The 14,100-nt window shown below is 66.3% G+C and carries 9 protein-coding genes; 4 read left to right on the top strand and 5 right to left on the bottom strand.

Annotated features, from left to right (window positions below):
* The first annotated feature begins 43 nt into the window (after positions 1–43).
* Positions 44–361 (top strand): hypothetical protein, encoded by a 318-nt coding sequence (locus ACYVL5_RS11425; protein ID WP_460595702.1) that lies wholly within the window; start codon positions 44–46, stop codon positions 359–361.
* A 76-nt stretch (positions 362–437) separates the two neighbouring features.
* Positions 438–1,283, top strand: coding sequence for a ChaN family lipoprotein (locus ACYVL5_RS11420; protein WP_460595701.1), 846 nt, complete (start codon positions 438–440; stop codon positions 1,281–1,283).
* A 27-nt stretch (positions 1,284–1,310) separates the two neighbouring features.
* Here ACYVL5_RS11420 and ACYVL5_RS11415 read toward each other — a convergent pair whose 3' ends face one another.
* The 4 genes from ACYVL5_RS11415 to ACYVL5_RS11400 form a co-directional block, all read right to left on the bottom strand.
* Positions 1,311–3,797: an ATP-binding protein gene (locus ACYVL5_RS11415; protein ID WP_460595700.1), complete on the bottom strand. Its 2,487-nt coding sequence runs from the start codon at positions 3,795–3,797 to the stop codon at positions 1,311–1,313.
* A gap of 341 nt (positions 3,798–4,138) precedes the next feature.
* Positions 4,139–5,116: a zinc-dependent alcohol dehydrogenase family protein gene (locus ACYVL5_RS11410; RefSeq protein WP_460595786.1), complete on the bottom strand. Its 978-nt coding sequence runs from the start codon at positions 5,114–5,116 to the stop codon at positions 4,139–4,141.
* Between the two features lie 169 nt (positions 5,117–5,285).
* A complete protein-coding gene (locus tag ACYVL5_RS11405; RefSeq protein ID WP_460595699.1) occupies positions 5,286–7,739 on the bottom strand; it encodes a bifunctional diguanylate cyclase/phosphodiesterase in 2,454 nt (817 codons plus the stop codon).
* Positions 7,740–7,985: 246 nt separating this feature from the next.
* A complete protein-coding gene (locus ACYVL5_RS11400; protein WP_460595698.1) occupies positions 7,986–10,118 on the bottom strand; it encodes a PAS domain-containing hybrid sensor histidine kinase/response regulator in 2,133 nt (710 codons plus the stop codon).
* A 245-nt stretch (positions 10,119–10,363) separates the two neighbouring features.
* Between ACYVL5_RS11400 and ACYVL5_RS11395 the strand changes: the two genes are divergently transcribed.
* Positions 10,364–10,819 carry a hypothetical protein gene (locus tag ACYVL5_RS11395; RefSeq protein WP_460595697.1) on the top strand — a complete coding sequence of 152 codons (456 nt, stop codon included), beginning with the start codon at positions 10,364–10,366 and terminating at the stop codon, positions 10,817–10,819.
* A gap of 33 nt (positions 10,820–10,852) precedes the next feature.
* Positions 10,853–11,101 carry a YMGG-like glycine zipper-containing protein gene (locus tag ACYVL5_RS11390; protein WP_460595696.1) on the top strand — a complete coding sequence of 83 codons (249 nt, stop codon included), beginning with the start codon at positions 10,853–10,855 and terminating at the stop codon, positions 11,099–11,101.
* A 148-nt stretch (positions 11,102–11,249) separates the two neighbouring features.
* Here the strand turns inward: ACYVL5_RS11390 and ACYVL5_RS11385 are convergent, their stop codons facing one another.
* Positions 11,250–14,045, bottom strand: coding sequence for a PocR ligand-binding domain-containing protein (locus tag ACYVL5_RS11385; RefSeq protein WP_460595695.1), 2,796 nt, complete (start codon positions 14,043–14,045; stop codon positions 11,250–11,252).
* Positions 14,046–14,100 lie beyond the last annotated feature (55 nt).

Genomic DNA, 14,100 nt, shown 5'->3' with positions numbered 1-14,100 from the left:
GAGCATCGGAGGGCCGCAAGGGGAGGAGCGCATGGGAAAACCAATGTCACGACAAACGGGGTACGAGCTGGCGGGTTCGCTCACCATGCTGGTGGGGATGGGCGCGTCCCTCTACATCTACTTCGCCTCGGAGAATCTGGCCGACTCGCTTTACGACCAGCTCCTCGACCAGTCGAAGCCCTACGACCGGGCGCTGGAGGTTATGGGGGGGAAGGGCAACCTGATGGCGGAGCTTTTCAAGCGGTGGTTCTTCGACCTTTGGCGGGGGACCCACCTGGCCTACACGGTGGCGGCCATCACCGTCCTCGTTTCCTTCTGCCTCTTCGTGGCCGCCCACTACCTGGACAGCGATCCCGAATGAGGTTAAAGGCGGTGGATGGGAGAGGGATGTTGTGCTATAGTCCCCGGGCTCTGAAATCAAGTCGCGGGAGGCGCTGGTGAGAAACGTCGTAACGGTGGCAGTCGCTCTTTATCTTGTTCTTTGTGCCGCGGTGGCGGGAGCCGCCACCAACCTCGTGCGGATGAGCGACCGCGCCCCCGTGCCGCTTGGCCGGGTGGTGGACGAGATCGCCACCGCCGACGCCGTCTTCCTCGGCGACACCCACGACGACCGTTCCCTGCACGCGAAGCAGCTGGAGATCATCAAGGCCCTCTACGCCAAGAACCCGCGGCTCGCCATCGGTCTCGAGATGTTCACCATCGACAGCCAAAAGGCCCTCGACGACTGGACAAGCGGCAAGCTCTCCGAAAGCGACTTCCTCCCCATCTATGCCAAAAACTGGAGCTACCCGTGGGAGCTCTACCGGGAGATCTTCCTTTTCGCCCGGGAGAAGAAGATCCCCATCATCGCCCTCAACGTCCCCAAGCCGGTGATCGGCAAGGTGGTCCGCATGGGAGCCGGCGCCCTGACCGACGGCGACCTCATCGGGCTCCCCCCCGGCCCCTGGAGTCTCAGCCCCCGCCAGGCCGACTACCTGAGGCTGATCCGCCAGCAGGCCTTCGGGAACCTTCCCCCCCGCTTCCCATCCGCCAACTTCGACCAGGCCCAGGCGCTGCGCAACCACACCATGGCCTCGTGCGTCATGAGGTACCTGGAGAGGACGCCGGGGAGCCAGGTGGTAGTCATCGCCGGGACCTGGCACTCCATCAGAAACGGGGTCCCGGACGGCATGAAGCGGTACGGCAAGGTCGAAGCCCGGGTCCTTTTGCAGGACCTGGTGGAGTTCAAGTGGCTGAAGCCGACCGCCGAGGACGCCGACTTCCTGATCCTGGGCGACCGCTAGCCGCGGCCGGCCCTGCGCTCCGGGTTGCTACCCGATCAGCGCCGACACCGATTCGTTGAGCTGCTTGATGTCGAAAGGCTTGGGGATGAAGTTCACCCCCGCCAGCTCCCCCCGGTGCTCCCGCTCGAGGAAGCTCCTCGTGTAGCCCGACATGAAAAGCACCGGGCACTCCGGCCAGACCCTCCTGATGCGGGTGACCATCTCCTCCCCGTTCATGCCGGGCATCACCACGTCGGTCAGCACCAGGTCGACCCGGGTCCCCCGCTCGCAGAGGGCGATCGCCTGTTGGGGGGAGGTCGCCTGCAGCACCGTGTACCCCATCTCCTCCAGCATCCCGGTGGTGGTCTTCAGGAGCATCTCCTCGTCCTCGACCAGCAGGATGATCCCGCTGCCGTGGCCGTGGCCGGCGACGGAAGGCTCATCCCCCCCACCCCCCCCCTTAAGGCGCGGAAGGTAGATGGTAAAGACCGTCCCCGCGCCGGGCGCGCTCTCGCACTGGATCACGCCGCCGTTTTGGGCCACGATCCCGTACACGGTGGAGAGCCCGAGCCCGGTCCCCTTGCCGATCTCCTTGGTGGTGAAGAAAGGCTCGAAGATGTGGTCGCGGGTCTCGCTGTCCATCCCCACCCCGGTGTCCGACACCGTCAGCCGGACGTAGTCGCCTGGCCCCAGGCCGCACCCCTCCTGGTAGTCCCCCATGATGGTGACGTTGGCGGTCTCCATGGAGAGCGCCCCCCCCTGCGGCATGGCGTCGCGGGCGTTCACCGACAGGTTCATGAGGATCTGGTCGACCTGGACCGGGTCCATCAGCACGTTCCAAAGCCCCTCCCCCGCCCGCAAGGTGAAGCGGACATCCTCCCCGATCAACCGGCCGAGGTTCTTCTTGTACTCCGCGATCAGGGTGTTGAGATTGACCTGCTTGGGGGCGGTCGGCTGCTTGCGGGAGAAGGCCAAAAGCTGGCGGGTGATCTGGCTGGAACGTTCGGCCGCCTTCAGGATCTGGTCGAAGGCCTCCCAGAGAGGGTCCTCCGGGGAAAGCCGCAGCTTGGAGAGCTCGGCCCTCCCGAGGATGACGCAGAGCATGTTGTTGAAGTCGTGGGCGACGCCCCCCGCCAGCCGGCCGATCGACTCCATCTTCAGCGACTGCTGCAGCTGCTCCTCGAGGCACTTGCGGTGGGTCACGTCGGTGACCGTCGCCAGCACGCGCCGGTCGTTCCCCAGCTGGACCCTCCGCATCCGGACCTCCACCCAGAACAGCCGGCCGTCGGCCGCCCTGGCGTGCCAGGGGAACTCCGGCTGTTCCCCGGCGGCGGCCCGCCTGAGGAAGGCGTCGGCCTCGGCGGCCGAATAGGGAGGGCTCCCGGCGCTGATATCGCCGACGGTCAGGGCGAGCGCCTCGTCGTGCGGGTAGCCGTACATCTCGCACATGGTCCGGTTGACGTCGAGAATGGCTCCGCTCTCCGCGTCGTGGATGATGATGGCGTCGCTCGACGCGTCGAACATGGTCCGGAAGCGGCTCTCGCTCTCCCTGAGGACCGCCGCCTGTTCCGTGAGGAGCTCCTCGGCCCTCTGGCGCTCGGCCAGCTCATCCTCCAGCTGCCGGGCGGTCAGGTGGAGCTCCTCGCCGTAGTGGACGATCTCCGCCGTCTTGCGGCGCACCTGGCGGCGCAAAAGCGCGGAAAAGGCCACCGACAGCACGAGCAGGGCCGCCACCGCGACGAAGGCGTCCTTGAGCCATCCCGGCATGACCCGGATGGTGGAGGCGTTACCGTGCGACCACCGCTCCAGCGCCCGGTGGTACGGCGACCCCTCGGTCCTTCGCCACGTGTCGAGGTAGCGGTCGAGGGTGGCGAGCACCTCCTGGTTTCGCCCCTTGGCCACCGCGAAGTAGATGTCGAAGGGGTTGAAGATCACCCCCGAGGAGTGCAGTCCGTAATCGTGCTGTTTCGCCGACCCGAAGGTGTTGTTGGCCACCGCTCCGTCGACCGCTCCGGCGGCCACCGCCTTGAAGAGCTCCTCGAAGTTGCCGTACTCCACTAGGCGGCAGGGGATCTCGAACTTGTCGACCAGGTTCTTGAAGTTGGCTCCGTTGAAGTCCCCCTTCATCACCCCGATCCGCTTGTTCCTCACGTCCCGGATGTTTTCGATGGAGGAGCCGCCCGGCACGTAAAGCTCCGCCCAGACGGTCAACAGCGGCGTTTTGCCGTAGTCGAGGAACTTGGCCCGCTCGGCGGTATAGGCCACGTTGGTCACCACGTCGACCTCCCCCCGCTGGACCCGGGCCAGGCCGTCCGCCCAGTTCCCGTAGACGTAGGTGATGGTCCACCCCTCGCGGCGGGCGATCTCGTCCAAGAGGTCGACGTACGCCCCCTTGACCGTCTTGTCGGGGGCCTGGAACAGGGTGGGGTAGAAATTGAACGCCGCCACCCGGACCTCACGGGGGGGAGCGGCGAAGGCGGCGGAGAGCGACAGCACCGTCGCGACGGCGAGTATCAAAAGTAGAGCTCTTCTCATGGTACCGACTCCTGCGTCGGGGGCCTGGTGAGGGCCGGGATCGTTCGGTGCCGCTCCGACAGGGGAGAGCATACTGTATGCCATCGGCATTTGTCGCTAAAAATTAAGGATAAAAGGAGGTTAGGGGAAATGAAGGGATGGGGGGGGGGCCGGAAAGGTGCCGTATTCGACGGGGCGCCGGCTGCCGGGGAGCGGGTAACCGGGCGGAGAATCGAGGGATTAACCGGGACCAGGGGAGCCTTTCTCAGGGGCGGCCGGGCCGGGCTCCTGGCCGGCCAACTCCCACTCGCCGCTGTTGAGGTCGTGCCGGAGCAGGTAGCGGGAGCCGTCCCCGACCCTCCCTATTCCCCGACCTTGACCACCACCGCCCCCCTGACCCCGGCTCTAAGGGCGGCCAGTGCCTCGTTGGCCTGTTCCAGCGGGAAGGCGGTCACCTCGGTCCGGACCGGGACCCGGGGAGCGAGGGCGAGGAAATCGGCGGCGTCCCGCCGGGTGAGGTTGGCGACCGAGCGGAGGACCCGTTCCCCCCAGATGATGTGGTAGGGAAAGGAGGGGATGTCGCTCATGTGGATCCCCCCCAGCACCACCACGCCCCCCTTCACCACCGCCTCCAGCGCCAGGGGGACCAGCTCGCCCGCCGGGGCGAAGATGATGGCGGCATCGAGTCCCCCGGCGGGAATCTCCCCGGCTCCACCGGCCCAGGAGGCCCCCATCTCCAGGGCGAAGCGCTGCCCCTCGCGGTCGCCCGGGCGGGTGAAGGCGAAGAGCTCGCGCCCCTGCCAGCGTGCGACCTGGGTGACGATATGGGCCGCGGCGCCGAAGCCGTAGATCCCGAGCCGCCTGCCGGGGCCGGCCATCACCAGCGAGCGGTAGCCGATGAGCCCCGCGCAGAGAAGGGGAGCCGCCTGGAGGTCGGGGTACCCCTCCGGTATCGGAAAGCAGAAGCGGTGGTCGGCGACCGTGAAGTCGGCGAGCCCGCCGTCGATATGGTAGCCGGTGAAGCGGCCGTGATCGCAGAGGTTCTCCCGCCCGTCCCGGCAGTAGTCGCAAAAGCCGCAGGTCTTCCCGAGCCACGGGACGCCGACCCGGTCGCCGATCCGGAAGGCGGAGACCCCGGCGCCCACGGCGGATACGCTGGCGACCACCTGGTGGCCGAGCACCAGGGGGAGCTTGGGGTCGGCGAGCTCGCCGTCGAGGATGTGGAGATCGGTCCGGCAGATCCCGCAGGCGTGGACCCTCAGCAGGAGCTCACCCGGCCCCGGCGCGGGGAGATCCCTCTCCACCAGCCGAAGCGGCTTCCCCGTCCCCTCGAAGATCATGGCGCGCACTGTCCCACCTCCTGAAACTCCCCCCCAACGACATCCCGAGGTTCATCGTAGGGTGGGGAGCCCTCTGCCCACCACTGCGACCTTCGACTATCCCCTCGCCCCCAGCGGGGGAGAGGGGATTTTTAGCCATATCACATGAACGGACGAGGGGATGGCTCTCTTATCCTCCGGTGGCCGCGTGCCCCTCTTCGTGTTCCTCCCGGTCGTGGAGACCCGAGTCGGTCACCACCACCAGCACCTCCTCCGGCGCCATCGGCCGCGAATGGAGGAACCCCTGGAAGTAGCGGCACCCCATCTCCTTGAGGATCTCCCGCTGGGCCACCTCCTCCACCCCTTCGGCAACCGTCAGCATGCTGAGGTTTCTGGCCAGGTTGACCACCGACTGGGCGATCGCCTGATTGTTGGGATTGCGGGTGATGTCCTTGACGAAGGAGCGGTCGATCTTCAGCACGGTGACGGGGAAGTTCTTGAGATAGCTCAGCGAGGAGTAGCCGGTGCCGAAGTCGTCGATGGCGATCTTGCACCGGAGGTCCCGGATCTTGGTGAGGATCCTGGTCGCCTCGTCCGGCCGCTCGACCAGGCAGCTTTCGGTGAGCTCCAGCTCCAGCCGCTCCGGGTCGATCCCCGTCTCCTCGAGGATACCCTTGATGGTCTCGATCAGGGCGGGGGATTTGAACTGGGCCGCCGAGATGTTGACCGCCATGGCGAGGTCGGTCCCCATCTCCCGCCAGGCCACCTGCTGGCGGCAGGCGGTCTTCAGCACCCATTCCCCGATCGGGACGATCTGCCTGGTCTCCTCGGCGATCGGGATGAAGCGGGCGGGCTCCACCTCTCCCAGCACCGCGCTATGCCACCGCAAGAGGGCCTCCACCCCGATGACCTCCCCGCACTGGAGGCAGACCTTCGGCTGGTACACGAGGGAGAGCTCGTCGAACTCCAGGGCGTGCTGCAAGGCGTGGATCAGGCTCAGCCGCTCGTGGAAGGCGCGGTCGAGCTGCTCGGAGAACATCCGGAAGGTGTTGCGGCCGGCGTCCTTGGCGTGGTAAAGGGCGAGGTCCGCGTTCTTGCCGAGGGTCATGGGGTCCTCGGCATCCTTGGGATAGAGGGCCACCCCGATGCTGGCGGTCACCAGCAGTTCCTGCCCCTCCAGCTGCACCGGTTCCCCGGTCGCCATGAGAAGCTTCTCCACCACGAACATCACCGTGCTCTCCCGCTGGACGTCGTGCAGGATGATGGCGAACTCGTCCCCTCCCAGCCGGCAGACCACGTCGTCGTCCCTGAGGATGTTGAGGTAGCGGACCGCCATCACCTTGAGGAGCTGGTCGCCGGCGGCGTGCCCGAGGCTGTCGTTGACGTGCTTGAAGTTGTCGAGATCGAGGTAGATGAGGGCGAAGCCTATGTCGTGGCGCTTGCTGCGGGCCAGCGCCAGGTCGAGCCGGTTTTGCAGCAGTCGCCGGTTGGGAAGCCCGGTCAGCCCGTCGTAGTAGGCGAGCCGGTGCTTCTCGTTCTCGGCATAGCTGATCTCGCGGATCCTCTCGTCGAGGGCGAGGGTCATCTCGTCGAAGGAGCGCGCGAGCTGCCCGAGCTCGTCCTTGGTGTAGAGGAGCCCGCTTCGGGCCGAGAGGTCGCCACCCTCCACGAGCTTGGCCGCATGGACGATCCGCTCCAGCGGCCTGATGATGAAGCGGCTGGCGAAGAGCCTGGTGAGCAGGGTGGTCAAGACGGCGGCCAGCGTGAAGACCGCCACCGAAATCCAGAGCGAGCGGCGGGCGGTGGCGGTGGCGATTTTTTCGGGGATGGAGACCCGGATGTAGAGGTAGGGGGGGGCGTCGGGGGAGAGCCTGAGCCTCTTGAAGGCGAGGTGCCGGCGGGCGCCGTCCAGGCCGACCCCGGTGAAGATCCCCTCGTCGTCGGTCCCGGTCATGTGCCGCCTGAGGTCGGGGTGGTCCGGCTTGCCGTCCTGGTTTTCGAGCCCCAGGTGCGAGTAGCGCATCAGCACCGTTCCCCGGTGGTCGGTCAGATTGACGATGGAGCCGTAGGGAAAGTTCTGGGCGTCGAAGCTCTTGGCGAAGCCGTCGAGGTCCTGGGCGGCGTACAGCACCAGGATCGGCTGCTGCTTCTCATTCAAAACCGGAAGGGCGAAGTGGATGGTGGGCTTGTGGACGGCGCGGGAGACGGCGAACTCGCCGGCCACGAACTTCCTGGTCCTCAACGCCTCCTTGAAGTAGCGCCGGTCGGCGACCGAGTACTGGATGGGGAGCGGCTGGATGACCCCGGTGGCGATCACCCGCCCGTCGATGTCGGCCACCCCGACGTTGAGGCCGGAGGGGCTCTTGGTCAGGATGAGGTTCAAAAGCTTCATGCACCCGGCGGGATCCTTGAGCCGGATCTCGGGGTACTGGGAGAGGGCCACCATCAGGCTGCGCATCCCCTCCACCTCGGCGACGTGCTCGGCGGCGATGGCCCGCACCCCGGCGATGACCTTCTGTTCCGCTTCGTGGCGCTTGTCCAGGTACTGGTTGAAGACGAACACGCAGAAGACCACGAAGATCGGGATACCCGAACCGAGCATGATCGCGACGATCATCGACCTGATGGAGCTGTCTTTGGACAACGTCTTCCCACCTCACGCCCGACTCTCTTCTCTTAACCCGCCCCCCTTCGTCCAGCAAGGTGGCGCTGCCATTGGATGAGGCGCGGACAAGCTTACTCAAAGCGGGAAAATATCACAAGCATAAATCAATTAAATCGACCCAACCTGGGGTCGTGAAGGGGCCGGCCGTCGCCGGTTCGTCGATAAAGGGAACGCCGGGTCCCGTAACGCCCGGCCGGCTCCCGAAAGGCGCGCCCGCCCCGGGGGTCAGTCGAAGGCCTTGCGGATGGCCTCCCGAAGATCCGGCAGGCGGTACGGTTTCTGGACGAACCCGGCGAGCCCCTGTCCGGAGAACTTCCTGGCCACCTCGGTATGGGAGAAGCCGCTCGAAAGGATCACCCTGGCCGCGGGGTCGAGCCGGCGCAGCTCGCGGTAGCACTGCTCCCCGTCCATGCGCGGCATGGTGAGGTCCAGGATGACCAGCGAGATGTCGCCGGCGGCGCGGTAGATCTCCAGCGCCTCCCGCCCGTCCGCCGCGGTCAGCGGGGTGAACCCGAGCGCCTCCACCATCTCGCTGCAGATCCCCCGCACGGCCTCCTCGTCGTCCACCACCAGGACCTTCCCCTCTCCCCTCCAGGCATCCGGGAGGCGTCCCTCGCGAATCTCCAGCGGCCGCCGCTCGCCGGCCGGGAAGAGGACCGTGAAGGTGCTCCCCCGCCCGGGTTCGCTTTCCACCTTGATGGTCCCCCGGTGCCCCCTGACGATCCCGAGCACCGCCGACATCCCGAGGCCGCGGCCGGTGAACTTGGTGGTGAAGAAGGGATCGAAGACCTTGGCCAGGACCTCCGGCGGCATCCCGCACCCGGTGTCGGCCACCTCGAAATAGACGTACTCCCCTTCCGGTATCCGGTCCGACAACCACGGCCCCTGCAGGTAGCGCTCGTCGCAGGAGCGCGAACCGGTGCGGATCTCGATCCTCCCCCCCTCCTCCCCGAGCGACTCCGAGGCATTGATGACCAGGTTCATGATCACCTGGCGGATCTGGGTGGCATCGGCGTCGATCGGCGGGAGGTGGTGGGCCAGGCGGTGGACGAACTCCGCCTTCTTCGACAGGGATACCTGGATCATGGGGCCGAGCTCCTCCACCAGGGAGCTGAGATCCACCGATTCCACCACGAACCTCCCCTTTCCCGAGTAGGCGAGCATCTGGTTGGCGAGATCCGCCGCCCGACCGGCCGCCTTCTCGATCCGCTCCAGGTTTTCGCGGACCGCCGAGTCGTCCGGCAGACGCATCAGGGCCAGGTCGGCGTTGCCGATGATGCCGGTGAGGATGTTGTTGAAGTCGTGGGCGATGCCGCCGGCCAGCACCCCGAGGCTTTCGAGCTTCTGGGCGTGGAGAAGCTGCCGCTCCAGGAGCCGGCGCTCCTCCTCCGCCTCCTTGCGCTCGGTGACGTCGCGGGCGGTGGCGTAGGTGATCCCGTCCGCCCGGTCGTGCACGGCGCTCCAGGAGAGCCAGCGGACCGATCCGTCCTTGCAGAGGTAGCGGTTCTCGAACCGCAGCGAATGCCCGATCTTCATCTGGCGGTGCATCTCCTCGACGGTCGCCTCCCGGTCGTCGGGGTGGACGAATTCGAGGAAGGGGCGGGAGACGAGCTCCTCGGGGGAGTAACCGAGGACCTCGGTGCAGACGGGATTGACCTTCAGGAAGGCCCCCAGGGGATCCGCTATGCACATGAAGTCTTCGGAGGTCATGAACAGGGTGTAGTACTGCCCGAGCTCCCGCTCGGCCCGCCGGGAGTCGGTGACGTCGTGGGCCGAGCCGTAGAAGTACTCGAGCCGGCCGTCGGCGTCGAAGCAGGCGGTGCTCGAATCGTGCAGCCAGCAGTAGCTCCCGTCCCTCTTCTTCAGGCGGTATTCGAGATCGAGGTTCACCGTCGGCCCGCTCCTTTTCCCGAACTGCTCCTCGAGGAAGGTGAAGACCCGCTCGCGGTCCTCGGGATGGAAGTACTCGTCCCGCAGCCGGTCGAGGGTCACCTTCCTGAACTCCTCCACCGGGTGGCCGGTGATCTCCTCGAAGGAGGGGCTCAGGTAGTCGTACCCCCCCTTGAGCACGTTGAGGCGGTAGAGGACGTGATGGCGGCTGTTGAGGGCCTGTGAGAAACAGCGGGTGGCGTTTTGCAGTTCGTCACTTTTCAGCCGTCGCATCTTGACGAGCAGGACGGCGGCCAACAGGGCGAGGACCAGGAGGAACAGGAAGGAGGAGGCGATGAGAACTCCGGGGGCGCAGAGGGTATCGGTGAAGGAAGAGGCCGCCGGGAGAGGCGCGGTTGCGGGGCTGGCGGCCAGAGCGGGGAGGGTGGCGAGTGATAGGGGCCGGTATGTTCGTTGTCGAACTGTCATGAGGTTCCCGGATGAAGTTTCAATGACGGAATTATACCGGCGCGAAGCATCGGGGACAACCACAATGATCTCTTAACCGCTCAGTGTTTCTCTGAGAAGGACCCCGCTACTGGCAGCGAAGCGGACCAGGCGGGAAACTGTGAGTGACCATTCCCGGTGACATGTCATTATGTTCAGCCCTATGCCTGCGGCTGTACTATAATGGTCGGTGTGACAACAAACGCTTCTTCAGTGGAGGTGAGCGCATGATGACCAAGCGAAGCGTTTTTCCCGGCCTGATACTGGCACTGTCTCTCTGCTTGATCCCCGCGACAGTAACGGCGCCCCTTGCCGCCGAGGGGGGAGCTACCTCCTCGACCGACAAGCCTCTTGACGAGATGCCGGTATTGACCGGAAACGACTGGCGGGTCCTGACGCCGGAGACCAAGCTGGCCTTCATCCTGGGGGTGGGGCACGTGGTGACCATCGAGGAGAACGTCATCGAGCGGCATCCCGACCTGCGGCGCAAGGGGTTCGTCGCCAAGCTGGCCGAGGGGCTGGCCGGGGTGCCGATGGACAGCATAATCCGGACCATAGACACCTACTACACCGAGCACCCGGATGACCTGGGACTGCCGGTGATGGCGGTCATGTGGCAGCAATTGGTGCGGCCTAAACTCAAAACGGGGATCGCGGACCGTCCGTTCAGCGGCCAGAACTGACCGCGGGCGTGGACAGGTCTCAGGAGGCCAGGTATGAGACCAGTGAGATATCTGACGGTCGTCCTGGTGGCGGCCTTGACCTTTGGTTGTGTTGGTATGAACAGACAACAGCAGAGCACCCTCTCCGGCGGGGCCATAGGCGCCGCCGGAGGCGCCTTCCTCGGTGCCGTGAGCGGCGGAAGCCCGGCAGTCGGGGCTGCGGTCGGCGGTGCCGCCGGTGCCCTGACCGGCTTCATTCTCGGCGACCCGAGAAACGACCGGCACTACTACCGCCGCAGGTAACGACAGGGGACCGGCTCCCGTGGGCCGGTCCCCTTCACCGTTTCACCGTGGCTAACGGGGAGCGGCTCCGCCAGGTGCCTCTCCCCCTCGGTCGCGCTAACGGGGACCGGCTCCGCCAGGTGCCTCTCCCCCTCGGTAGCGGTCACCGCTACGCCGTGGCCGGGAAGAGCACCCGGAAAACACTTCCCCTCCCCGGCTCGCTCTCGATCTGCACCACCCCCTCGTGCCCGCGGACGATCCCCTGCACCGCGGACATCCCGAGCCCCCGCCCGGTGAACTTGGTCGTGAAGAAGGGTTCGAAGATCTTGGCCCGGGTCTCCTCGTCCATCCCGCAGCCGGTGTCCGCCACCTCCAGCACGACGTAGCTCCCCGCCGCCATCTCTTCGCTCACCCAGGCCCCTTTCAGCTCCTCCCGCTCGCACCACCTGGACGAGGTCCGGATGACGATGGACCCCGTCGCATCGCCGATGGCCTCGGAACCGTTGACCACCAGGTTCATGATCAACTGCCGGATCTGGGCGGCGTCCCCCTTCATGAGGGGAAGCGGCCGGGCGAGCTCCAGCCGGAGCTCCACCTTGGCGGGGAGCGAGGAAAGGAACACCCGCTCCTGCTCCTCGACCACCTTGTTGAGATCGATCGGTTCGACCACGAACATCCCCTTCCCCGAGTAGGCGAGCATCTGCTTGGCGAGGTCGGCCGCCCGCATCGCCGACTGGCTCACCCGCTCGAGGAACTCGCGCAGCGGCGAGTCGGGCTTAAGCCGCATGAGGGCGAGCTCGGTGTTCCCCACGATGGCGGTCAGGATGTTGTTGAAGTCGTGGGCGATCCCCCCCGCCAGCACCCCGAGGCTCTCCATCTTCTGGGCGTGCATGAGCTGGCGCTCGAGGCAAAGCCGCTCCTCCTCGGCCTGCTTTCTCTCGGTGATGTGCTTGGCCTGCTGCACGTTCTGCAGGGCCTGGCGGGAGAGCTGGCTGGCGATCAGGAAGAGGGCGTCGCTCACCTTCTGGAACTGCTCAAGCGACATCCGGTTCACCCTGGAGAGCGCCTCGCGGTACTCATCCTCGTCCGCCCCGATCTCCCTCGCGTAGGCCATCATGGACTCCGGGTCGCAGGAGTCGTCGAGTACCTGCCCGACCAGCCAGATGGCGATCTGGCGCTCCCCGACCCGGATGCTCGCCCCGCCGTCCCACAACCCGCCGCTCAGGCAGTGCTGGATGGCCGGGCCGTGGTGCGTCTTCCCGATCGCCGCGGCGGAGCGGTAACAGTTGGCGAGCCCCTTCGTGGTGCCCCGGATGACGTGCTCGCAGAGGTGGCAGAAGTTGCTCGGGCGGGTGATCGGGGCCCCCTCGACATCGGTGATCAGTGAGGCCACCCCCATCGCCTCGGCGAAGGCGTCCTGGATCCGCTGGATCTCGTCGAGGTCGAAGAGGTCCTCGAACTTGATGTCGGAGGTGCTCCCCGGCGGGCTGGTGAGCGCCACCAGGCGATGCTTGAGCGCCTCTTCCATCCGTTTCTGGTCGGTGATGTCCCGGTTGATGCCGATCATCCTGACCGCTGACCCGTCTCCGTCCCGGATCACGATCCCGTCGGCCTTGAGGTGCCTCACCGTGCCGTCCGGGGCGACCACCCGGAACTCGGAGTCGAAGTCCCCCTCCCCCTCCAGGGCGGCGGCACAGTCGGCCATCGCCCGTTCCTTGTCGTCGGGGTGCAGCCCGATGATCCAGGTGTACACCGATCCGGTGAACTCCTCGCGGGGTATGCCGTAAAGTTCCAGCATCCGGTCGTCCCAGACCATGGTCTCTTCCCGGATGTTCCAGTCCCAGACCCCGAGGTGCCCGGAGCTGGTGGCCAGCTGGAGCCGCTGGAGGGTGACCTGCAGCCGGCTCGTCATCTCGTCGAAGACCCGGCCGAGCTCGCCGAACTCCCCGCCGTCGAGCAGCGGCCCCACCCGGGTGCCGAGGTTTCCCCCCACGAGCTGCTGGGATGCCACCCGCAGCCTCGCCACCGGCTCGGTGATCGAGCGATTCCCGATGATGACCGCCAGCAAAAAGGCGCAGCCGGCGAAGGGGAGCAGCATGGCGATGCTGTACGCGAGCTTGCGGTTCTCGTTTTCCACCGCCGCCTTGAGCGACATCCCCGCTATCACGTAGAGGTAGGGGGTCGGTTCGCCCGCCAGCCGCAGGGTCCGCCAGCTGCTGATCCGCAGCTGCCCGTCGTTGCGTAGCAGCACGCCAGTCCCCCGGCCGCCCCCCTGCGACAGCGCCTTCCAGGCCGGCGGCGAAACCGGAGTCCCCAGCGGCCGCACCGTTTCGACCCCTCGGCTGAGCGTCAGCCCCCGGTGATCGACCAGCACGTAGTTGGTGTCGCGGGGAAGCCGGGAGCGCCGCAGGATGGAGCGCATGATGTCGAGGTCGTAGCTCAGGATGACCGTGCCGCTGAAGCCGTTTCCCTGGCGCGTGAGGGGGTAGGCGAACGAGATGGTGGGGGTGTTGAGGACCCGGTGGAGGGCGTACTCGCCGGAAGAGAAGCGCATGGTGGCCCGGGCGCTCTTGAAATAGCGGCGATCTGCTATGGAGACGTCATCCATGCCGGGGATGGAGGAGGCCCAGATCCGCCCGGTCTCGTCGGAGATCAGGATGCTCGTGTACTGCGGGTTCTTCTTGTGGATGCGGACGATGAGGGGCTCGACCTTCTCCTTGTTCCGCCTGTTCACCTCGGGGAGGTCGGCCAAAAGGCTCCCCAGAAGCTGGGCTTCGGTGATGAGGCTCTCCTGTCTGGCCGCTATGTTGTCGGCGAGCTTCTGGGTTTCGATCTCGGCGTTGCGGTAGCTTTCGTGGCGTGCCCTGAGGCCGGAATAGACGATGATCCCCAACGCGGGAAGCGTCAGCAGGATGGCGATGACGAGGAGCTGAATGCGAATCGGCAGTTTGGTGAATCTCGACATAAGGAGACTCCTGCACTGTTTCACCACTCATGCATCACATTCGGAAGGGGGCTTG

This window comes from Geomonas sp. Red276 (assembly GCF_054784495.1).
The sequence above is the reverse complement of the archived record's forward strand: the minus strand, read 5'-3'. Positions and strand labels throughout refer to the sequence as shown.

Coding starts and splice junctions, on each gene's coding strand:
- ACYVL5_RS11410 (WP_460595786.1), bottom strand. CDS start 5,116: ATGATCTTCGAGGGGACGGGGAAGCCGCTTCGGCTGGTGGAGAGGGAT.
- ACYVL5_RS11425 (WP_460595702.1), top strand. CDS start 44: ATGTCACGACAAACGGGGTACGAGCTGGCGGGTTCGCTCACCATGCTG.
- ACYVL5_RS11390 (WP_460595696.1), top strand. CDS start 10,853: ATGAGACCAGTGAGATATCTGACGGTCGTCCTGGTGGCGGCCTTGACC.
- ACYVL5_RS11395 (WP_460595697.1), top strand. CDS start 10,364: ATGATGACCAAGCGAAGCGTTTTTCCCGGCCTGATACTGGCACTGTCT.
- ACYVL5_RS11385 (WP_460595695.1), bottom strand. CDS start 14,045: ATGTCGAGATTCACCAAACTGCCGATTCGCATTCAGCTCCTCGTCATC.
- ACYVL5_RS11400 (WP_460595698.1), bottom strand. CDS start 10,118: ATGACAGTTCGACAACGAACATACCGGCCCCTATCACTCGCCACCCTC.
- ACYVL5_RS11415 (WP_460595700.1), bottom strand. CDS start 3,797: ATGAGAAGAGCTCTACTTTTGATACTCGCCGTCGCGACGGTGCTGTCG.